This is a genomic window from Endozoicomonas sp. ALC020, assembly GCF_049275935.1.
In the GTDB taxonomy this organism is placed as follows: Bacteria; Pseudomonadota; Gammaproteobacteria; order Pseudomonadales; family Endozoicomonadaceae; genus Endozoicomonas_A.
Genome location: NZ_CP184830.1, coordinates 1,221,751 through 1,245,101 on the forward strand (window position 1 = coordinate 1,221,751; position 23,351 = coordinate 1,245,101).

General features: G+C 49.9%; 3 protein-coding genes. All 3 read right to left on the reverse strand.

Translation table 11 applies throughout. The features are described 5' to 3' along the window. Positions 1-210: 210 nt before the first annotated feature. Positions 211-7,785, reverse strand: coding sequence for an AAA family ATPase (locus ACOJUO_RS03725; RefSeq protein WP_422138962.1), 7,575 nt, complete (start codon positions 7,783-7,785; stop codon positions 211-213). A 358-nt stretch (positions 7,786-8,143) separates the two neighbouring features. After that, positions 8,144-15,736: an AAA family ATPase gene (locus ACOJUO_RS03730; RefSeq protein WP_422138963.1), complete on the reverse strand. Its 7,593-nt coding sequence runs from the start codon at positions 15,734-15,736 to the stop codon at positions 8,144-8,146. A 157-nt stretch (positions 15,737-15,893) separates the two neighbouring features. Then, a complete protein-coding gene (locus ACOJUO_RS03735; RefSeq protein WP_422138964.1) occupies positions 15,894-23,231 on the reverse strand; it encodes an AAA family ATPase in 7,338 nt (2,445 codons plus the stop codon). Positions 23,232-23,351: the final 120 nt, after the last annotated feature.

Genomic DNA, 23,351 nt, shown 5'->3' on the forward strand with positions numbered 1-23,351 from the left:
GTTAAGTTATTTGACCTTTAGATAGTACGGAAGTTCCTTTTTGGCGGTCAGCCGTGACGATTAAACGCTGTCAACGATTGCCAACAGTGGTGGTGAGTCAGTGTGGATTTGCGCCTTCGCGAGAATGACGGGGGTGAAGGCGGGAACCAGAGCTTTGCCACACCCTCCTTCGAGGGTGTTGGGGAGGGTGTCAACATGGTCAAACGGTTATCATGTATCCAATGCGTCACTCATCGAATTCAAGTCCAGGCTGTTCAAAAACTCTTCGGCAATTTTTGTCAGCTCATCGGATTTGAGCACCAGAGCGTTGCTGACGTTGAGTGCCTGCCGCAAGTAGTCATCCTTAATGGATTTCTCAAACAAGGGAGCGTGATTCGTTTCAGACATCATGGTATCCAGCTCTTCGGGTGAGGAGGGATCATGAGCGCCATAATTGCCTCTACTAAAATAGATATCCCAGAAGTTTGAATTGGCCCAACAATACGATAAACAACCCCCTTTCGAGTGTGTCAATTCGTACAGAAAATAACTGAAGGCCTGCGTAATTGCTTCCTCGCACTTGTGTTTTAAATTATCCACAAGTTTTTCCTCCTCCTCTGATATTTTATGGGACTCTGCAATGGATTTGTATTCGCTATTAAGCTCAGCCTCTTTTTGCTCAATTAGATTGTTAATTGCCTCTGGAGTTAATAGGCGACCGGAAAGAAAAAGCGTCTTCATCTGATTTTGCACATCATTCAGAAATTGCTTGCGATGGTGGGTTTCTTCTTTTTTGAGCGCTTCATATTGATTGATTTTTTTCGATAACTGCTTCAAGCCCGGGCTATTCTCCATTTTATGTTGGAGCAGGGCTTGGGTCTTTTCAGCAAATGCTGTGTCGTCCCAGAGAGGTTTCCCAATGACAATTACCGGACGGTGGTTCGCCTGGCCCGAGATTAGCTGCTTAAATGCAGGGTTGTGCAACAGCATTCGTTCTATATCCGGAATGCCCTCAGGTTCGTCCGTCCAGGCTTCCTGTAAAGATGAATCGGCAATATTACGTTTAAGGAATGACGAACATCCATCATAACCCTGAGTGATGAAAAAGTTAGTGGTACCACTTCTTGCCTTTTGTAACCCTTTATAAAACAACTGCCATTCCTGGCTATTTTTTTCCCTGGACAAGAACTCCGTATACCACTTTTTCCGGCAGTGGGCGGCTTTGACCTTCAGTTCATCGACGTCTTCCAGACGCACCAATAGCTGATGAAGCTCACGGGGCAGCGAAAAGTTCTTCTTATCGATTGGCAGTGGGTCCAGCCAACCCAATTCCATGGCTTCACGGGCAAAGTGAATAACCGAAGGTTTGGTTAGGTCACTGTCTTCCAGTATTTTCACTATGGATCTGTGCCACTGGTGTGGGTTTGCTCCGGCCTGATCAATCATTTTTGAGTGGAGCGACCTGAGCGGTTCAGTGATCTGGTCTTCATCGCTGTTGGACAATATCTGTTTGGCCGTCTCTGACATCGATTGATAAATATACCAATCGTTGTCAATCACATTAAGGTCCCACGGCTTCTCGAAATAGCTCAGTGCGTCTGTCCCCAGCAGCTCTATCAAGGAGACGCCCATGGAAAAGCCGTTTAAATCATTTCTCTCCCAGAGGTTCCTGATGATGTTGGAGAAACTCAGATTTGCTTCTGGCCAGGCACTGAGGTTATCAAGGTTTTTTTTCAGTTCCCCGAGGCTCATAACACAAGCCTTAGCCAGAGCTTGCTGGTGTGCTGAATCAGCACCTTTCAGGAGAGCTTTCAGATGTCCTTTAATCTTTCTTGAAACAGCGCCGGGATCATCGACCTGCCTGGTGGGCTGGAAATTATAGGTGATTTTTGTCGTAACCCCTTTTGCCCCGCCCAGAGACACCGATTCCCAAGTTTGGCCTTTATTCAGGGAATACTCGGCAAAGCCGTGAGTGTAGTTTCTAACATACCGACATGGAATTCCGAAATAACGACAAAGAGCTACAAAAACAGCCGTACGATGACTACAGCGACCTTGCCGCTGTGTTACCAGGAATCGAAAGAAATTTTCATTTTCCTCTGGTCTGGCCTTACCGGAAAACTGTTTGCAATACTCCTTGATTGCCTTAATGCGTTGTTTCGTGTCATGGGCGTCCGCTATTTTCCGCAATGGTTCACGTATTTCGGATGGTTGTTGGTCAATGGCCGTAAACACTCCGTGCAGTACTTTTTTCATTCCTTCTGAACAGTGGGTGTCAAACCTTGTTGGTGGATCTCTCAGGGCTTCTTTAACCGATGATTTTTTGTCCGGTTCTCTGGTTTCTACGACATAAGCCACCTCAATTCTCTGGTTGGCTCTGGCCTCCGGAACGTACAGTGTGTGAAGTCCGGTATAGCCACCCCTGACCAGAGTAAATGCCATATCGCCTTCGATACGCAGGGCGACGATATAGTCGTCAGGTGTCAGGCTGGGCAATGCAAATTCGCCATTCTTCGATGACCATTTAAAAGTCGCCAGCGTTTGATTGCTGGCTAATGTCACTTCCTGATTATGTCCCGGCAACCTTGCAGGCATGAGGGTTTCAATCCTCTGCATCTGTTGATCACTGATCTCGAGCTTTTCGATGTCGCCCTTGGCGGTCACATTAATATCATCTAACCAAAAGCGATACATATCGGAAGAAGTTTTCTCCGTTTCAAAAACTATATGGTCTTCATGATGTCTTGGCTCGCAGTTTTCATAGTCCGTGTCCCATTTCAACGGTGAAACGTGTTTCCAGTAGACTGCCGGATCGTATTCTTCAGAATCGTCAACCCTGTGGTTCCGCTGACCACTCATCTGATTCCAAAACGCAGGCCACAATTGAACGACATCGGATTTCCATTTGCTTAACCACTGATCAGCCTTCTGAAGATAATGCTGGGAAGCGGGTAATTTCAGCGTTTGTTCCTCTTCTTCCGTCAGAGGAAGTACGCTATTGGCGTCAATACCAATCTGGTCAAAGGCATGAACAAACCAGCCTTGCTGCCAGTGTCGGTAAAGTGCCTGGGTGAGAACATCGTCCGACTGATCGGGGTTCAGGGGAAGGCCGGATGCCTTCCACCTGGCCTGGGCCACCCTCTTGATGATTTCCGTTTTCGCTTCCTCTTTGTCCAGAAGCCTGTTAATACGAATTTCATGGCGTTTTTCATTAATGCTGTTGCGGTCACTTTGTCGTATCAACCACGGACGATCAATACCCGATACCGTTTGGTAGAACCATTCGCTCAGCTCAGGATCAAGCGCTCCTTTAGCCATAACAGGAGCCGATGATTCTGGCAGTTCCTCCAGCGAGATATTGGCGGCCATCAGGTAAAGCCGGTAATGCTGATTAAGGCATTGATGAACGGCTTTTTCGCTAAAGTCGCCACCTCGGTTGATAGCCCTGGCAACATTCTGTAAATCGAGGCTGGTGGGCTGCAACGGCAGCTTTTTGCCTTGCAGGTGAGCCCTTAAAAGACAATGTTTTTCTGTCAGCTTTTTAGCGACGAATGTCCCTTGTGAGGACTCTGGCAACACTTTTTCGGCAATGGTCTGTAATTCTGCCGGGTTGTACTGCCGGATCGGCAAATGTCGAAAACGCCCTTTCAGCGCCGGTGATAGGGGTTTTCGCCCGCTGTACTCAGGTGGATTGATGGTGGCGAACAGGTGGAAGCCGGGATGGGCGTCACCGGCCAGAATATCGTTTAACTCTCCTTCCAGATGTTGGCTGTCGATCAGATTCATTTCTGAAATCACCACGATGCCGCCTTTAATTTTTGCCGTCTGTATCTTTTCGCACAGTTTGTCCCAGGAACAATCACAGGCATTCAGGTAATAGACTTCCGGCATGGACTCACACCGTCGTTTAGCCTCTTCTCTGACAGTTTCAATCAACAGGTTCAGCGTCGCATCCTTGCCCCTTCCCGCCGGGCCTTCAATCAATGTCGCCTGACGACCGCCGTGTTTCCTGTCGTGATGACAAGCCTGCTGACAGCGGTTTAAATCCTGCTCAACCTGCTGCGCCAGTTCAAGGACTGCCGATCCGGAGGTATCAAAGTCTGGTCGGATTTTTCTGCTGACTGTTCCGAAGGTCTGCTGAATATCTGACAGGGTCTTGTTGCGAACGCTTTCGCTCAGAGTGTTCTTCAGGTCGTAACGGGCAGCAAACCAGATTTCCAGTGCTGACAGGGCATCCTGATGAGTTTCGGCGATTTCGGGACCCAGTACATCCCGAAAACTTTGCTGGATCAAACTGTTTATTTGCGCACAGGTCACACTGCCGCGTGCGGGCTGAGCACGATCCAGATACCAACCCACCCAGCTGCAGATATCGGTTAAATCCCTGGGGGTAAACTCATGGTCGGGCAAGAGTTCCTGATAATACTGCCAGAGTGCCATCACACTTTTGCTGGCAATGTGTGCAATGTCGTTTATTTGATGCCGTTGTAAATGCTTGAGCAAAGCCGACTCCACCACTCTGTCGCGAAGAAAAGCCTGGTCCAGTTTTGGGTAGTAAGCTCTGGGCAGTCTCTCCTTAAGAGCCGGGTCCATGTGGCGCCCGGCGTAATGATCCGGGTTGCCGGTGAGAATCACCCGGTGTTTTGGGCCGACCTTGACAGGATGACCATTCACGTAAATACAGGGCTCCGGTTCCCATAAGCCGTTCAATGATGCCAGCAATCCGGTTTTAGCCAGGTTGGCTTCATCCAGAACCAGGGTGACATAGTGTCCATCCTCGTTGGACGGAGTCTTGGCCCATTCCATCAACGCCCGGTTTTGCTGCACCATAGAGCGGTCGCCATCAGCGTGTTGTCGCCACTGCCAGCGTTTCATCAGGGTCTGTTCGCTGTCGGAAGGACCAAGGGAAATCACTGAAGCTTGTCCCGAAGCCTTCGCCAATTTGGCGGAAAAGTAACTTTTCCCGGTGCCGGTTTCTCCCTCAAGGAATATAACGGGAGAGTCTGTCAGCCGGTCATGGAGCCTGGATAAACGACGGCTTTCACGATCTTCCTGACTCATCTCGCCATAATAAAGATCCCTGGCCAGTGCAGACAGGGGCTCATCAGCGGAACCTTGCCATTTCAGTGATTCAGACAGGCGATGTTCTATGCGTTCAATGCCTTCTGCTTTAGAGTTCGCTGTTCTGGCTATGTGAAAACAATCGCTGGCCAGGCCGTGGATGGCATCGGATCGGGTCTGCTCTGAGTGCAAAGGTAACTGCCAGCCAGAAGCCAGTGCATCTTGCAGACGTTTAATCTGTCTTCTTGGCTCGATGGCTAAGGATTGCCAGGGCTTTGCTGCCGCCGGATCAACTGCCAACTGATACGCTATAGCATCTCGTTGTTTTTCAGGCGCGTGAGCCAGGATCATGGCACAGAGCCTGTCAATAGCTTCTTTTTCACCCCATTCTGGAAATGGACTTTTATAGGTCAGTTGTAATTCGCTACCTTTAAAGACTGCCGGATCAAAGGCTCGGGCCAGTGACCACAGATTCTGCTTCACAAACGTTCTATCCAACCGCGGGGCGCTATTGATGATGGCAGCTAACTGATCCGGGTCTACCGAGGCGGCTTGATCCTTGTCAGGTAACAAGTACCAACAAGCCACTTTCATAAAATCCCGTACTGACGGATGCTGCCGGGTGCCATGGGTGATGACGCTATTGATAGCCTTGCGCCAGTGGCAGGGCAGGAGCTGTGGGGACTGGTCAACCTGCTGTGCCCGCCGGGCAGCCAGTATCAGGTTGTTCATCAACCCTTCCGTCATTTCTGGTAGCGGGTTACAAAGGCCGGCAGGTACAGTTTTAAACGCTTCGTAAAGTTTATGAAGCGCCTGTTCTGGCCGATCAGCCCAGGAGATATTATGCCTGACGGTACTGATACCCCAGAGACCGACTTCACCACAGGTCTCACCGGTGGCAATCATCGAATGAAATACTGAAGATGGGCTTTTTGCAGACTCAGGCCAGAGTATTTTCATACGGGCTTTGGGGTAGGCCTGTAATTGGCCATCCACCAGCAGAGGTTGTCCGGCAAACAGAGGTTCCAGAAGTTGCTGAAGGGTTGGATTCGTTTCCAGCCCCCGGAATACCACCGGCCTGCCAGAAATCAATGCCTTCTGAAAGTCACTCTGACATCGTCCAAAATGCGCCTTTTGTTCCGAGGCGATATGGATATTATCAAATAGCTGGCTGAAGCGGGTCTGTTCATTGACCTGAATGACCAGACGTGTGTTCCAGTAACGATAAACCCAATAATTTGCCTCGTCAGGTTGCTGATAAATGAGGGTATTAATGTCAGTTTGAGCCCTGATTTTTTCCTCCAGGTGACGTTTACTGGCCAGAGAGTCTTCATCGTTTTCTGCCAATCCCAAGGCTTTCGGCTGCTGTTTTGAATGAGCTACCTGAAGTCGGGGCTCCAGGCCGGTGGTCTCGCGAATCGTCTGCAATGAACCCAGCAAACAAAACCAGAGAGCCTCAGTAAGGGGAGACGTCACGGTGACGGCAGCACCGGCCCGAACCTGTTCCAGCAGAGAGGTATTAGGTACTGCATGGCCTTCCGGGGCGATGGCAATCGGGCTCAGCCATTGGGCAATATTACTTTGGTTAATGATGATCGGGTTGCCAGGTGCCTGTTCTTTATCAGATTTTGTGACACCCTCTTGTTCACGAGGGTGGGACAGGCTTTGAAACAGTGAATGAAGCTCGTCATTCCCTACCGGCATCTGATAAAACTGAACATCGTCCGGTAACTGACAGATCTTGCCATTGCTCTCAAAGCACTGTTGCGCCAACATCTGTCGTATTGTCTGTTCAAAGGCCAGATCTTGCCAGTCGGCCCCTTTCAGAATCACCCGTTGTCCGCTTCTTAATGACTCAAGCCTGCCGGGGATATGCTGTATGCGTCCCTGTTTATTCACGCCGGGGCCGCCCAGCAGCAACTGTCGCCAGTTGCTGTGCAAATGACAGTCAATAAGAAGGGTATTGTCGTCGTCCATTGCGCTTTCGGCTGAGGGGAGTTCAGCCAGTAGCGGAGGAACTTCGTCGATTTCCATCGCTGGGTCATTGCCGGTTTTTGCGTCGAACTGCCAGGTATTGTCCGGGCGATTAATTCGCCGCCAGAAGTCAGCCCCCGGTACGCCGGCCGCCGATGCGTCGTCAGGGCTGCCAACCGATCTCAACTGTTCAGGGTCTGCCAGCACCAACAGAGCAACATGCTTGCCCAGAGGCCGCTTCTCCTGGCTGACTTTGTCGTATAGACAGGGATTATCCGGGTCCAGCAGGTCGTTAAATCTGGGCAGATCCTCGCTGGTGAGATTTCGGATATCGATCACCAGGGTTAATGGCTGTGAACCTTCAAACAGTTTGCCCGGATAAAGGGTGTGGCGACCCTCTTCGGAAATGCTCAGCCGGCTCACCAGGTTAGCCTGTGAGAGTTCATCGGGATGGGAAATAAGGGTGACATCCCGACGTTCATCGCAGGTCTGGGCAACTAAAATCTGACGAACCTCATTATCACGGGTGACAAAACGAAAATCGAAGGCATGAGGGGTTTTGCGGGGTGAGGAATCCGTTAAGGAAACGGTTCTTGCCCGGTCAGGTGACTTAATCCGGGGTGAGGATACATTGAGTCTGGCAATGACATCGGAGCAGATCTCGACATCATTTGCCGGTAATTCCAGCTTTGGTTTTTTGGCTGGTACAACATCGTCAGACGCGCCACTATCAAGAACCGATTTGTTTATTTCCCTGATCCGACCATCCATAGTCAATCTCCTTTCCTGATGTCCCTTGGAGGACTGTATTGAAATTACTTAATTATTTGACCTTGGGATGGGTTTAAAGTTCCATTTTAACTGTTACCCCTCTGCAGGGTTGTCCAGCCTGCTGTTCGGCTGCACTGAATCAGGTGCTCAGTTAATGTTTCCATTCCCGCGAAGGAGCTCGTCATTCCCGCGAAGGAACTCGTCATTCCCGCGAAGGCGGGAATCCAGGGCCAACAGTGGGACACCGCCTTCTCGAGGATGACAAGGCCAGGGCGAGTGCCGGGCAGTAAGGTTCTGGTGGAGAGTCAGTGTGGATTCCCGCCTTCGCGGGAATGACGGGAGTGAAGCCGGTAATCATTCAGATATCAAATGCGTCACAGAGCGAATTCAAATTCACACTGTTCAAAAACTCTTCGGCAATTTTTGTCAGCTCATCAGATCTGAGCACCAGAGCGTTACTGACGTTGAGTGTCTGCCGCAAGTAGTCATCCTTAATGGATTTCTCAAACAAGGGATCGTTTATCGTTTGAGACATCATAGTATGCAGTTCTTCTGGTGAGGAGGGATCATGAGCGCCATAATTGCCTCTATGATGAAGATCTCCCCAGAGGCAGGAATTGGCCCAACAATACGATAAACAACTCCCTTTCGAGTGAGTCAATTCGTACAGAAAATAACTGAAGGCCTGCTTAATTTTTTTCTCGCACTGGTGTTTTAAATTATCAACAAGTTTTTTCTCCTCCTCTGATATTTCATGGGACTCTGCATTGGATTTGTAGTCTCTAAAGAGACCATTCTGTTTTTGCTCAACCATATTCATTATTGCGTCTGGAGTTGATGGGCCACCGGAAAGAAAAAGTGTGTTCAGCTGATTTTGCAAATCATTAAAAAATTGCTCACAACGGAGGTTATTTTCTTTTTTGAGCGCCTCATATTGATTGATTTTTTTCGATAACTGCTTCAAGCCCGGGCTATTCTCCATTTTATGTTGAAGCAGGGCTCGGGTCTTTTCATACATTGCTGTGTCATTCCAGAGAGGTTTCCCCATGACAATGACCGGACGGTGGTTCGCCTGGCCCGAGATTAGCTGCTTAAATGCAGGGTTGTGCAACAGCATTCGTTCTATATTCGGAATGCCGTCAGGCTCTTCCGTCCAGGCTTCCTGTAAAGATGAATCGGCCATTTTACGTTTAAGGAATGGCGAACATCCATCATGGCCCTGAGTGATGAAAACGCCATAGTTACCACTTCTTGCCCCTTGTAAGGTTTTATAATACAACTGCCAATCCTGACTATTTTTTTCCCTGGACAAGAACTCCTGATACCACTTTTTCTGGCAATGGGCGGCTCTAACCTTCAGTTCATCGACGTCTTCCAGACGCACCAATAGCTGATGAAGCTCACGGGGCAGTGAAGAGATGTACTCATTGATCGGCAGTGGGTCCAGCCAACCCGATTCCATGGCTTCACGGGCGAAGTTAATGACCGAAGGTTTGGTTAAGTCACTGTCTTCCAGTATCTTCACTATTGATCTCAGCCACTGGTGAGGGTTTGCTCCGGCCCGATCAATCATTTTTGAGTGGATCGACCTGAGCGGTTCAGTGACCTGATCTTCATCACTGTTGGACAATATTTGTTTGACCGCCTCCGACATCGATTGATAAATATGCCATTCGTTGTCAGTCACATTATCGCGCCATGGCTTCTCGAAATAGCTCAGTGCGTCTGTCCCCAGCAACTCTATCAACGAGACGCCCATGGAAAAACCGGTTAAATCATTTCTCTCCCAGAGGTTCCTGATGATGTTGGAGAAACTCAGATTCGCTTCTGGCCAGGCAGTGTGCGTATCAAGGTTTTTTTTCAGTTCCCCGGGGCTCATAACACAAGCCTTAGCCAGAGCTTGCTGTTGTGTTGAATCAGCACCTTTCAGGAGGGCTTTCAGGTGTCCTTTAATCTTCCTTGAAACAGTGCCGGGATCATCGAGCTGGATGATGGGCTGGAAATTGTAGGTGATTTCTGTTTTCTTTGATTTTGACCCGCCCAAAGACACCGACTCCCAGGTTCGGCCTTTATCCAGGGAATACTCGGCAAAGCTGTGAATATAGTTTCTAACTTTCCGACATGGAATCCCGAAATATCGACAAAGGGCTACAAAAACAGCCGCACGATGACTACAGTCACCTTGCCGCTGTGTTACCAGGAATTGAAAGAAATTTTCTGTGCGCTTTGGTTTAGATTTACCGGAAAACTGTTTGCAATACTCAGTGATTGCCTCAATGCGTTGTTTCGTGCCATGGGCGTCTGCTATTTTCCGCAATGGCTCACGTATTTCGGATGGTTGTTCGTCAATGGCCGTAAACACTCCGTCCAGTACTTTTTTCATCCCTTCTGAACAGCGGGTGTCAAACCTTACTGATCGTTCTCTTCGGGCTTCTTTAACCGATGATTTTTTGTCCGGTTCTCTGGTTTCTACGACATAAGCCACCTCAATACTCTGGTTGGCTCTGGCCTCCGGAATATAGAGTGTGTGAAGCCCGGTATAGCCACCCCTGACAAGGGTAAATGCCAAATCGGATTCGATACGCAGGGCGACGATATGGTCGTTAGGCGTCAGGCTGGGCAATGCAAATTCGCCATTCTTCGATGGCCATTTAAAAGTCGCTAGTATTTGATTGCTGGCTAATGTGACTTCCTGGCCATACTCCGGCAACTTTGCAGGCATGAGGGTTTCAACCCTCTGTAGCTGTTGATCACTGATCTCTAACAGTTCGATGTCACCCTCAGCAGTCACATTAATATCATCTAACCAAACGCGATACATAGTGGAAGAAAGTTTCTTCGTAGCAAAAACTATATGGTTTTCATGATGTCTTGGCTCGCAGTTCTCATAGTTCGTGTTCCACTTCAATGTAAAAACATCTTTCCAGTGGACTGCCGACTGGTATTCTTCAGCATAATCAACCCTGCGGTTCGGCTGAACACTTATCTGATTCCAAAACGCTGGCCACAATTGAACGACATCGGATTTCCATTTGTTTATGCGCTTCCTAGCCTCCTGAAGATAAGGCTGGGAAGCGGGCAATTTCAGCGTTTGTTCCTCTTCTTCCGTCAGGGGAAATACGCTATTGGCGTCAATGCCAGTCTGGTCAAACTCATGAACAAACCAGCTTTGCTGCCAGTGTCGGTAAAGTGCCCGGGTGAGAACATCGTCCGACTGATCCGGGTTCAGGGGAAGGCCGGATGCCTTCCACCTGGCCTGGGCCACCCTCTTGATAACTTCTGTTTTGGCTTCCTCTTTATCCAGAAGGGTATTGACACGAATTTCATGGCATTTTTCATTAATGCTGTTGTGATCACTTTGACGTATCAACCACGGACGATCAATGCTCGATACCGTTTCGTAGAACCATTGACTCAGCTCAGTTTCAAGCGCTCCTTTACCCATGACAGGAACCGATGATTCTGGCAGTTCCTCCAGCGAGACATTGGCGGCCATCAGGTAAAGCCGGTAGTACTGATTGAGGCATTGATGGAGTGCTTGTTCGCTAAAGTCGCCACCTCGGTTGATAGCCCTGGCAACATTCTGTAAATCGAGGCTGGTGGGCTGCAACGGCAGCTTTTTGCCTTGCAGGTGAGCCCTTAAAAGACAATGTTTTTCTGTCAGCTTTTTAGCGACGAATGTCCCTTGTGAGGACTCTGGCAACACTTTTTCGGCAATGGTCTGTAATTCTGCCGGGTTGTACTGCCGGATCGGCAAATGTCGAAAACGCCCTTTCAGCGCCGGTGATAGGGGTTTTCGCCCGCTGTACTCAGGTGGATTGATGGTGGCGAACAGGTGGAAGCCGGGATGGGCGTCGCCGGCCAGAATATCGTTTAACTCTCCTTCCAGATGTTGGCTGTCGATCAGATTCATTTCTGAAATCACCACGATGCCGCCTTTAATTTTTGCCGTCTGTATCTTTTCGCACAGTTTGTCCCAGGAACAATCACAGGCATTCAGGTAATAGACTTCCGGCATGGACTCACACCGTCGTTTAGCCTCCTCTCTGACAGTTTCAATCAACAGGTTCAGCGTCGCATCCTTGCCCCTTCCCGCCGGGCCTTCAATCAGTGTTGCCTGACGGCCGCCGTGTTTTTTGTCGTGATGATTAGCCTGCTGGCAGCGGCTTAAATCCTGCCCAAGCCCTTGCGCCAGTTCACGGACTGCCGATCCGGAGGTATCAAAGTCTGGTCGGATTTTTTCGCTGACTGTTCCGAATGTCTGCTGAATATCTGACAGGGTCTTGTTACGAACTCTGTCGCTCAGGGTGTTCTCCGGTTGGTAACGGGCAGCAAACCAGATTTCCAGTGCCGACAGGGCATCCTGATGAGTTTCAGTGATTTCCGGCCCCAGTAGGTCCTGAAAACTATGTTGGATCAAACTGTTTATTTGCGCACAGGTCACACTGCCGCGTGCGGGCTGAGCACGATCCAGATACCAACCCACCCAACTGCAGATATCGGTTAAATCTCTGGGAGTAAACTCATGGTCGGGCAAGAGTTCCTGATAATATTGCCAGAGCGCCATCACACTTTTGCTGGCACTGTGTGCAATGTCGTTTATTTGCTGCTCCAGCAGATGCCGTTGTAAATGATTGGCCAGAGCGGGTTCCACTACCCTGTCCCGAAGGAATGCCTGATCCAGGCGGGGGTAGTAAGCTCTGGGCAGTTTCTCTTTCAGGGCCGGGTCCATTCGGCGCCCGGCGTAATGATCCGGGTTACCGGTGAGAATCACCCGGTGTTTTGGGCCGACCTTGACAGGATGACCATTCACGTAAATGCAGGGTTCTGGTTCCCACAAGCCGTTTAATGATGCCAGTAATCCGGTTTTGGCCAGGTTGGCCTCATCCAGAACCAGAGTGACATAGTGTCCATCCTCGTAGGATGGAGTGTTGGCCCATTCCATCAACGCCCGGTTTTGCTGAAACATAGAGCGGTCGCCATCGGGGTGTTGTTGCCACTGCCAGCGTTTCATCAGGGTTTGTTCGCTGTCAGATGGTCCAAGAGAAATGACCACAGCCTGTCCTGAAGCCTTCGCCATTTTGGCGGAAAAGTAACTTTTCCCAGTGCCGGTTTCTCCCTGGAGGAAGATAACGGGAGAGTCCGCAAACCGGTCATGGAGTCGGGATAAGCGACGACTTTCACGATCGTTCTGACTTATCTCGCCGTGATAAAGATCCCGGGCCAGTGCTGACAAAGGCATATCAGCGGAGCCCTGCCATGCCAGTGATTCAGACAGTCGATGTTTTATGCGTTCAATGCCTTCTGCCTCAGAATTCGCTGGTCTGGCCATGCGAAAACAATCGCTGGCAAGGGCGAGGATGGCATCGGATCGAGTTTGCCCCAATGGCAGAGTTAACTGCCAGCCAGAAGCCAGTGCCGCGTGCAAACGCTTAATCTGTGCCGTTGGGCGGATGGCCAAACAGGGCGTTGCTGCTGCCGGATCGATTTCCAACTGATAGGCTATTGCCTCTCGATGTTCTTCAGGTGCATGGGCCATGATTATGGCACAGAGCTTGTCCAGAGCTTTTTCTTCAACCCATCCTTGAAACGGACTTTTATAGGACAGCTGTAATTCGGTACCTTTAAATACTGCCGGGTCAAAGGCTCTGGCCAATGACCACAGGTTTTGTTCCACAAACGCTCTATCCAACGGCAGGGCACTATTAATAATGGCATTTAACCGATCGGGGTCTACCGAGGCGACTTGATTCTCATCCGGCGTCTTATCCGGAAACAAGTGCCAACAGGCCACTTTCATAAAATCCCGTACTGATGGATTCTGCCGGGTGCCATGGGTGATGACGCTATTGACAGCTTTGCGCCAGTGGCAGGGCAGGAGTCGTAAGGACTGGTCAACCTGCTGTGCCCGCCGGGCAGCCAGTATCAGGTTGTTCATCAACCCTTCCGTCATTTCTGGTAGCGGGTTACAAAGGCCGGCAGGTACAGTTTTAAACGCTTCGTAAAGTTTATGAAGCGCCTGTTCTGGCCGATCAGCCCAGGAGATATTATGCCTGACGGTACTGATACCCCAGAGACCGACTTCACCACAGGTCTCACCGGTGGCAATCATCGAATGAAATACTGAAGATGGGCTTTTTGCAGACTCAGGCCAGAGTATTTTCATACGGGCTTTCGGGTAGGCTTGTAATTGGCCATTCACCAGCAGAGGTTGCCCGGCAAACAGAGGTTCCAGAAGTTGCTGAAGGGTTGGATTAGTTTCCAGCCCCCGGAATACCACCGGCCTGCCAGAAATCAATGCCTTCTGAAAGTCACTCTGACATCGTCCAAAATGCGCCTTTTGTTCCGAGGCGATATGGATATTATCAAATAGCTGGCTGAAGCGGGTCTGTTCATTGACCTGAATGACCAGACGTGTGTTCCAGTAACGATAAACCCAATAATTTGCCTCGTCAGGTTGCTGATAAATGAGGGTATTAATGTCAGTTTGAGCCCTGATTTTTTCCTCCAGGTGACGTTTACTGGCCAGAGAGTCTTCATCGTTTTCTGCCAATCCCAAGGCTTTCGGCTGTTGTTTTGAATGAGCTACCTGAAGTCGGGGCTCCAGGCCGGTGGTCTCGCGAATCGTCTGCAATGAACCCAGCAAACGAAACCAGAGAGCCTCAGTAAGGGGAGACGTCACGGTGACGGCAGCACCGGCCCGAACCTGTTCCAGCAGGGAGGTATTGGGTACTGCATGGCCTTCCGGGGCGATGGCAATCGGGCTCAGCCATTGGGCAATATTACTTTGGTTAATGATGATCGGGTTGCCAGGTGCCTGTTCTTTATCAGATTTTGTGACACCTTCTTGTTCACGAGGGTGGGACAGGCTTTGAAACAGTGAATGAAGCTCGTCATTCCCTACCGGCATCTGATAAAACTGAACAGCGTCCGGTAACTGACAGATCTTGCCATTGCTCTCAAAGCACTGTTGCGCCAGCAGCTGTCGTATTGTCTGTTCAAAGGCCAGATCTTGCCAGTCGGCCCCTTTCAGAATCACCCGTTGTCCGCTTCTTAATGACTCAAGCCTGCCGGGGATATGCTGTATGCGTCCCTGTTTATTCACGCCGGGGCCGCCCAGCAGCAACTGTCGCCAGTTGCTGTGCAAATGACAGTCAATAAGAAGGGTATTGTCGTCGTCCATTGCGCTTTCGGCTGAGGGGAGTTCAGCCAGTAGCGGAGGAACTTCGTCGATTTCCATCGCTGGGTCATTGCCGGTTTTTGCGTCGAACTGCCAGGTATTGTCCGGGCGATTAATTCGCCGCCAGAAGTCAGCCCCCGGTACGCCGGCCGCCGATGCGTCGTCAGGGCTGCCAACCGATCTCAACTGTTCAGGGTCTGCCAGCACCAACAGAGCAACATGCTTGCCCAGAGGCCGCTTCTCCTGGCTGACTTTGTCGTATAGACAGGGATTATCCGGGTCCAGCAGGTCGTTAAATCTGGGCAGATCCTCGCTGGTGAGATTTCGGATATCGATCACCAGGGTTAATGGCTGTGAACCTTCAAACAGTTTGCCCGGATGAAGGGTGTGGCGACCCTCTTCGGAAATGCTCAGCCGGCTCACCAGGTTAGCCTGTGAGAGTTCATCGGGATGGGAAATAAGGGTGACATTCCGACGTTCATCGCAGGTCTGGGCAACTAAAAGCTGACGAACCTCATTATCATTGGTGACAAAACGAAAATCGAAGGCATGAGAGTTTTTGCGGACTGAGGAATCCGTTAAAGATACAGTTCTGGCACGGTCAGGTGACTTAATCCGGGGTGACGATACATTGAGTTTGACAATGACATCGGAGCAGATCTCGACATCATTTGCTGGTAATTCCAGCTTTGGTTTTTTGGCTGGTACGATAGCGTCAGACTCGCCACTATCAAGAACCGATTTGTTTATTTCCCTGATCCGACCATCCATAGTCAATCTCCTTTCCTGATGTCCCTTTGGGGACTGTATTGAAATTACTTAATCATTTGACCTTGGGATGGGTTTAAAGTTCCATTTTAACGGTTACCCCTCTGTAGGGTTGTCCAGCCTCCTTTGCGGGAATGACGGGAGTGAAGCCGGGAATCATTCAGATATCAAATGCGTCACAGAGCGAATTTAAATTCATGCTGTTTAAAAACTCTTCGGCAATTTTTGTCAGCTCATTGGATTGGAGTATCAGAGCGTTAGTGGCGTTGAATGCCTGCTTCAGGTAGGTAACCTCAATACATTCATGTATGAGGGAATTGGCATCTATTTCTGACATCATGGTGTAGAACTCTCCCGGTGAAGAGGGATCGTGAGCGCCATGGTTGCCTCTGTCCAGGGTCCCCCATTTGAAAGCATTGATCCAGCAATACGTTAAACTACCGCCTTTCGAGTGCGTTAATTCATACAGATAATGACTGAAGGCCTGCTGAATCGCTTGCCTGCACTTGTTTAAATTATCCATAGGTGTTTCCTTCTCTAGCGGCTGCAAGTCTGGGCGTTTATTAACTTTTTGTTTAAGAAGAGCTTCGACCTTGTAATGGATCACGTTGTTGTACCACTCAGGTTTTCCTATGATAATCACCGGACGATGGTTTGCCTTGCCGGAAATGAACTGCGCAAATGCAGGGTTGTGTACCAGCATTCGTTCTATATTCGGAATGCCCTCAGGTTCATTCGTCCAGTGCGTCTCTAAAGAGGAGTTGGCAATTTTACCTTCAAGGAATGACGAAAACCCTTCATGACCGTGAGTGATGAAAAGGGTAGCGGTATCACTTCTTTTCTCTTGTAAGCTTTTATAAAAGAATTGCCATGACTGGCTGTTTTTTTCCCTGGACAAGAACGCCTGATACCACTTTTTCAGGCAATGGGCGGCTTCAACTTTCAGTTCATCGATGCCTTTCAGATGCACCAATAGCCGATGAAGATCAGAATCCAGATGAGAATAATTCTTATCGTTCGGCAGTGGGTCCAGCCAACCCGATACCATGGCTTCACGGGCAAAGCGAATAACCGAAGGTCCGGTTAAGTTGGTATTCAATATATTCAGCATTGACCTCAGCCATTGGTGTGGGCTCACTCCGCTCTGAACAATCATTTTTGAGTGTAATGATTTGAGTGATTCAGTGACCTGATCTCCATCATTGTTGGACAATATTGCTTTTACTGCTTCCCACATCTGACTTCTGGTAAATAAGTTTTCAGACCCGGAACAGGCCAATGCTTTCTCGTCAGCGCCTAATTCTTCTGTATCCAACGACTCCACCATTAACACGCCCATGGAAAAACCGGCTAAATCTTTTTGCTTAAAAAGTTTACTTACCATTTCGGAAACAGTCAGATTGGCTTGCGGTAATGCACGATTTGTCTCAAGGGATTTTTTCAGTTCCTCAAGGTTCATCTCAAGGGCCCTGGCCAGAGCTTGCTGTTGGGCTAAATCAGCACTTTTCAGGAGATCCTTAAGCTTCTCTGATTTAATGCTCCAATCATTGAGCTTCCTGTAGCGAGGTATAATTACTGTTGTCTCCACGGGCGCCCCGCCCAAATCCACTGACTCCCAGGATTGGCCTCCATCCACGGAATACTCGGCAAAGACGTGCTTGAGGCTCGCCATTTGCCGACTGGGAATCCCGAAATAGCGACAAAAAGCAACAAAAACAGGCGCACGATGACGACAGCTACCTTGCCGCTTTGTTACCAGGAATCGAAAGAAATTTTCACTCTCTTCCGGTTTAGCTGCACCGGAGAACTGTTTGCAGTATTCCGTGATTGCGCTAATTCGTTGCCTGACGTCTTTAGCGTTTATTATTGTGTGCAACGGTGCCTGTATTTCGGCGGGTTGTTCGTTGATGTTATCAAACAGCTCCTTCAGTACGGACTTCATGCCTTCTGAACACTGGACGTCAAAAAGGGCTTTTTTAGCGCCCGTTTTACCGCTCGGCTTTGCGGGTTCTACGACATAAGTACATTGAAAACTCTGGCCGACTGCGGCCAGAGGAATAAACAGTGTATGAAGCCCGGTATACTGGTCCCTGATCAGTTTAAAGGGAAAACAGGGTTCTATATGCAGGGCCACGATAGAGTCACTGGCCGTCAGGCTGGGCAATGGACATTGACCGTTATTTGGTGATATTTCAAGAGTCGCCAGCGTCTGATTTCTGGTTAATATCACTTTCTTGTCATTCCTTGGCAACCGCCCAGGTGTGAGGGTTTCGACTCCCAGAAGGTGCTTACCATCAAGATTGATCTCTTTGATTTCACCCCTGGCAGTGACACGAATATCCCATGCCTCCCAGCGATACATCTTAGGGTGATGCAGCGAATCAAAAATTTTACAATATTCAACCTTTGTTATCTCCTTATCCTCATAGTTCGTGCTTCGGTCCAATGCCGGGGCTTTTTGTTCCTCGACTTCCGGGTCGTATGGTTCAGGAGCGTCGTCACCGCTAATAGCGGATGCTTTGTTAATAAAATCGTTTACCCAACGGTTCGGCAGATCACTGATCTGATGCCAAAATGCGGGCCAGCATTCAACGTCATGGGCATTCCATGCCTGTATCTGCTTATCGGCCTCCTGAAAATGACGCTGGTAAGTCGGCATTTTCAGCGTTTGCGCCTGCTCTTTCGTCAGGGGAAATACGCTATTAGCGTCCACGTTCGTAAGGTCAAACACACAAGCGAACCAGCATTGCTGCCAGTGTCTGTAAAGTGCCTGTGTGAAAATATCGTCCGACTCACGCGGCTTCAGGGAAAGACCGGATGCCTGCCATCTGGTCTGGGCCACCCTCTTGATAAGTTCTGTTTTTGCGTCCTCTTTATCCAGAAGGGTATTAATACGAATTTCATGGCGCTTTTCATTAATGCTGTTGAGGTCACTTTGTCGTATCAACCAGGGACGATCAACGCCCGATACCGTTTGGTAGAACCATTCGCTCAGCTCAGGATCAAGCGATCCTTTGCCTATGGCAAGAGCCGATGATTTTGGCAGTTCCTCCAGAGAGATGTTGGCGGCCATCAGATAAAGCCGGTAGTGCTGATTGAGGTATTGATGGAGTGCTTTATCGCTAAAATCCCCCCCTCTGTTAACCGCTCTGGCGACATTCTGTAGATCAAGACTGGTTGGCTGCAACGGGAGTTTTCTCCGTTGCAGGTAAGCTCTTAAACGACAGTGTTTCTCAGTCAACCATTTAGCTGCGATTTTTCCCCGCGGTTCCTGTGGCAACACTTTCTCAGCAATGGCCTGCAATTCTGCCGGGTTATACTGCCGGATCGGCAAATGCCGAAAACGCCCTTTCAGTGCCGGTGATAAGGGTTTTCGCCCGCTGTACTCAGGCGGGTTGATGGTGGCAAACAGGTGAAAACCCGGATGGGCGTCACCGGCCAGAATATCGTTTAACTCACCTTCCAGATGCTGGCTGTCGATCAGGTTCATTTCCGAAATCACCACGATGCCGCCTTCAATTTTGGCCTTCTGGATCTTTTCACACACTTTGTCCCAGGAACAATCGCAGGCATTCAGGTAATAGACTTCCGGCATGGACTCTCCCTGTCGTTTAGCCTCCTGTCTGACACTTTCAATCACCAGGTTGAGCGTGGCATCCTTGCCCCGTCCCGCCGGGCCTTCAATCAGTGTTGCCTGACGACCGCCGTGTTTTCTGTTGAGGTGATAAGCCTGCTGACAGCGGCTTAAATCCTGTCCAAGCCATTGCACCAGCTCACAGACTGCCGATCCGGAGGTATCAAAGTCTGGTCGGATTTCTCTGCTGACTGTACTGAAGGTTTGCTGCATATCTTGCAGGGTGTGGTCATGAACTTTGTTGCTCAGGGTATTGTTCATTTGGTAACGGGCAGCAAACCAGATTTCCAGTGCCGACAGGGCATCCTGATGAGTTTCGGTGATTTCCGACCCCAGTACGTCCCGAAAACTGTGTTGGATCAAACTGTTTATTTGCTCACAGGTCACACTGCCGCGAGCGGGCAGGGCACGATCCAGATACCAACCCACCCAACTGCAGATATCGGTTAAATCCCTGGGGGTAAACTCATGCTCGGGCAAGAGTTCCTGATAATATTGCCAGAGCGCCATCAAGCTGTTGCTGGCTCTGTGTGCAATGTCGTTTATTTGATGCTCCAGCAGGTGCCGTTGTAAATGCTTGACGAGAGCTGGTTCCACCACTCTGTCCCGAAGGAATGCCTGGTCCAGGCGAGGGTAGTAAGCTGTCGGCAGTTTCTCTTTCAGGGCCGGGTCCATCTGGCGCCCGGCGTAATGATCGGGGTTACCGGTGAGAATCACCCGGTGTTTTGGGCTGACCTTGACAGGATGACCATTCACATAGATGCAGGGTTGCGGTTCCCATAAACCGTTCAATGATGCCAGCAATCCGGTCTGGGCCAGGTTGGCTTCATCCAGAACCAGAGTAATGTACTCTCCTCCAATACAGCTTGCGTCTTTGTCGGATTCGGTACTGGCCCATTCCATCAACGCCCGGTTTTGCTGCACCATAGAGCGGTCGCCATCGGCATGTTGTTGCCACTGCCAGCGTTTCATCAGGGTCTGTTCGCTGTCGGAAGGTCCAAGAGAAATCACCGAAGCCTGTCCTGAAGCTTTCGCCATTTTGGCGGAAAAGTAACTTTTCCCGGTGCCGGTTTCTCCCTGCAGGAAGATAACAGGAGAGTCGGTAAGCCGGTCATAGAGTCGGGATAATCGACGACTTTCACGATCCTTCTGACTTATCTCGCCGTGATAAAGATCCCGGGCCAGTGCTGACAAGGGCATATCGGCGGAGCCTTGCCATATCAGTGATTCAGACAGTCGACGTTTTATACGTTCAATGTCTTCTGTCTTGGAATTCGCTGTTCTGGCCCCATGAAAACAATCGCTGGCCAAAGCATGAAGGGCATCAGATCGGGTCTGCCCCGATGGCAAAATTAACTGCCAGCCAGAAGCCAGTGCATCCTGTAAACGTTTAATCTGTCTTGATGGTCTGATGGCTAACGGTGGATGTTCTTCTGCTGCCTTCGGATCAATTTCGAACTGATAGGCTAAAGCATCTCGTTGTTTTTCAGGCCTATGGGCCAGGATCATGGCACAGAGCCTGTCGAGAACGTTTTCTTCGCCCCATGCTGGAAATGGATGTTCATAGGCCAGTTGTAATTCGATGCCTTTAAATACTGCCTGATCAAAGGCTCTGGCCAGTTGCCACAGGTTCTGCCTGACAAACTTTCTATCCAACCGCAGGGAACTGTTGATGATGGCGTTTAAACGATCCGGGTCCACCGAAGCCGTTTGATCCTCATCTGGCGTCTTATCCGGTAACAAGTGCCAGCAGGCCACTTTCATAAAATCCCGTACTGATGGGTTCTGCCGGGTGCCATGGGTGATAACGCTATCGATGGCCTTGCGCCAGTTGCGGGGTAAAAGCTGTAAGGACTGGTCAACCTGCTGTGCCCGCCGGGCAGCCAGTATCAGGTTATGCAACAACCCTTCGGTCATTTCTGGTAGCGGGTTACAAAGGTCAGCAGGTACGGTTTCAAACGCCTGGTAAAGTTTATTAAGCGCCTGTTCTGGCAGCTCAGCCCGGGAGATTTTATGTTTGACGGCATTGATCTCCCAGAGATCCACCTCAGGACAGGGCTTACCCTTGGCAACCATCGAACGAAATATTGAAGATGGGCTTTTTACAGACTCAGGCCAGAGCATTGTGACATGAGCTTGTGGATAAGCCTGTAACTGCCCATTGACCAACAGAGGTTGGCCAGCAACCAGAGGCTCCAGAAGCTGCTGAAGAATTGGATTGGTTTCCAGCCCCCGAAATACCACCGGCTTGCCAGCGGTCAATGCCTCCTGCAATTTACTCTGACGGCGTCCGAAATAGGCCTTTTGTTCCGAGCTGATATGGATATTATCAAATAGCTGGCTGAAACTGGTCTGTTCATTGACCCGAATCACCAGAGGGGCTTCCGGATGATTATTGAGCCAGTGACTGGCCTGAGCAGCTTGCTGATAGGTAAAGGTATTAAAGGCGGAGCGAGCCCTCATTTTTTCCTGCAGGTAAGACAGAGGCTGCTCATTATTTTCTGCCAATCCCAAAGCTTTCGGCTGATGTTTTGAATGAGCTACCTGAAGCAGCGGCTCTACGCCGGTTGTCTCGCGAATCGTCTGCAATGAACCCAGCAAACGAAACCAGAGAGCCTCAGTCAGGGGAGAGGTGACGGTAACTGCACCACCGGCCCGAACCTGTTCCAGCAGGCTGGTATTAGGAACTGCAATGCCTTCCGGGTGAATGGCAATGGGGCTCAGCCAGTCCCTGATATTATCCCGGTTAATGATGATCGGGTTTTGAGGTGCGTGCTTTTTATAAAGTTCTTTTTCACAGTTTTTTTCATGAGAATGTGACAGGTTTTGGAACAGTGAATAAAGCTCGTCATCGCCAACCGGCATCTGATAAAACTGAACATCGTCGGGTAATGGACAGATCTCCCCATTACTCTCAAAGCACTGGTGCGCCAGCATCTGTCGAATGGTCTGTTCAAAGGCCAGGTCTCCCCAGTCGGCCCCTTTCAGAATCACCCGCTGTCCGCTCCTCAATGACTCAAGCCTGCCGGGGATATGCCGGATTCGCCCCTGTTTATCCACACCGGGGCCACCCAGCAGCAACTGTCGCCAGTGACTGTGCAAGTGGCAGTTAATTATAAGAGTATTGTCGTCCATTACGCTTTCGGCAGAGGGGAGTTCAGCCAGTAGCGGTGGAACCTCGTCGATCTCCAACGATGGGTCATTGCCGGTTTTTGCGTCCAACTGCCAGGTATTGTCCGGTCGATTAATTCGCCGCCAGAAGTCAGCCCCCGGTGCGTCGTCAAGCCTGCCAACCGACCTCAACTGTTCAGGGTCTGCCAGCACCAGCAGAGCAACATGCTCGCCCAGGGGGCGCTTCTCCTTGCTGACTCTGTCGTACAGACAGGGGTTATCCGGGTCCAGCAGGTCGTTAAATTTGGGCAGATCCTCGCTGGTGAGCTTTCGGATATCGATCACCAGGGTGAGTGGCTGCGAACCTTCAAACAGTTTGCCCGGATAAAGGGTGTGGCGACCCTCGTCGGAAATGCTCAAACGGCTCACCAGGTTAGCCTGTGAGAGGTCATCGGGATGGGAAATAAGGGTAACATCCCGATGTTCATCGCAGGTCCGGGCCACTAAAAGCCGACGAACGTCATCATCATTGGTGACAAAACGAAAATCGAAGGCATGAGGGGTCTTGCAGAGTAAGGAATCCGTTGAGGATACGGTTCTTGTCCAGTCGGGTGACTTAATCTGAGGTGACGATACATTGAGTTTGGTCATGACATCAGAGCAGATCCCGACATCATTTGGCGGTAATTCCAGCTTTGGTTTTTTGGATGGTACGCCAGTATCAAAAACCGATTTGTTAATTCGGCCATCCATAGTCAATTTCTCCCCTGACATCTGAAGGACTGCGTTGAAATTTTTAATGTTTCGACCTTGAGGTGTAATTAAAGTTCCATTTTAACTGTTACCCCTCTGTAGGGTTGTCCAGCCTGCTGT

Excerpts from the sequence above, each read along its gene's own strand:
- ACOJUO_RS03730 (WP_422138963.1), bottom strand. The coding sequence starts at position 15,736 with ATGGATGGTCGGATCAGGGAAATAAACAAATCGGTTCTTGATAGTGGC.
- ACOJUO_RS03725 (WP_422138962.1), bottom strand. The coding sequence starts at position 7,785 with ATGGATGGTCGGATCAGGGAAATAAACAAATCGGTTCTTGATAGTGGC.
- ACOJUO_RS03735 (WP_422138964.1), bottom strand. The coding sequence starts at position 23,231 with ATGGATGGCCGAATTAACAAATCGGTTTTTGATACTGGCGTACCATCC.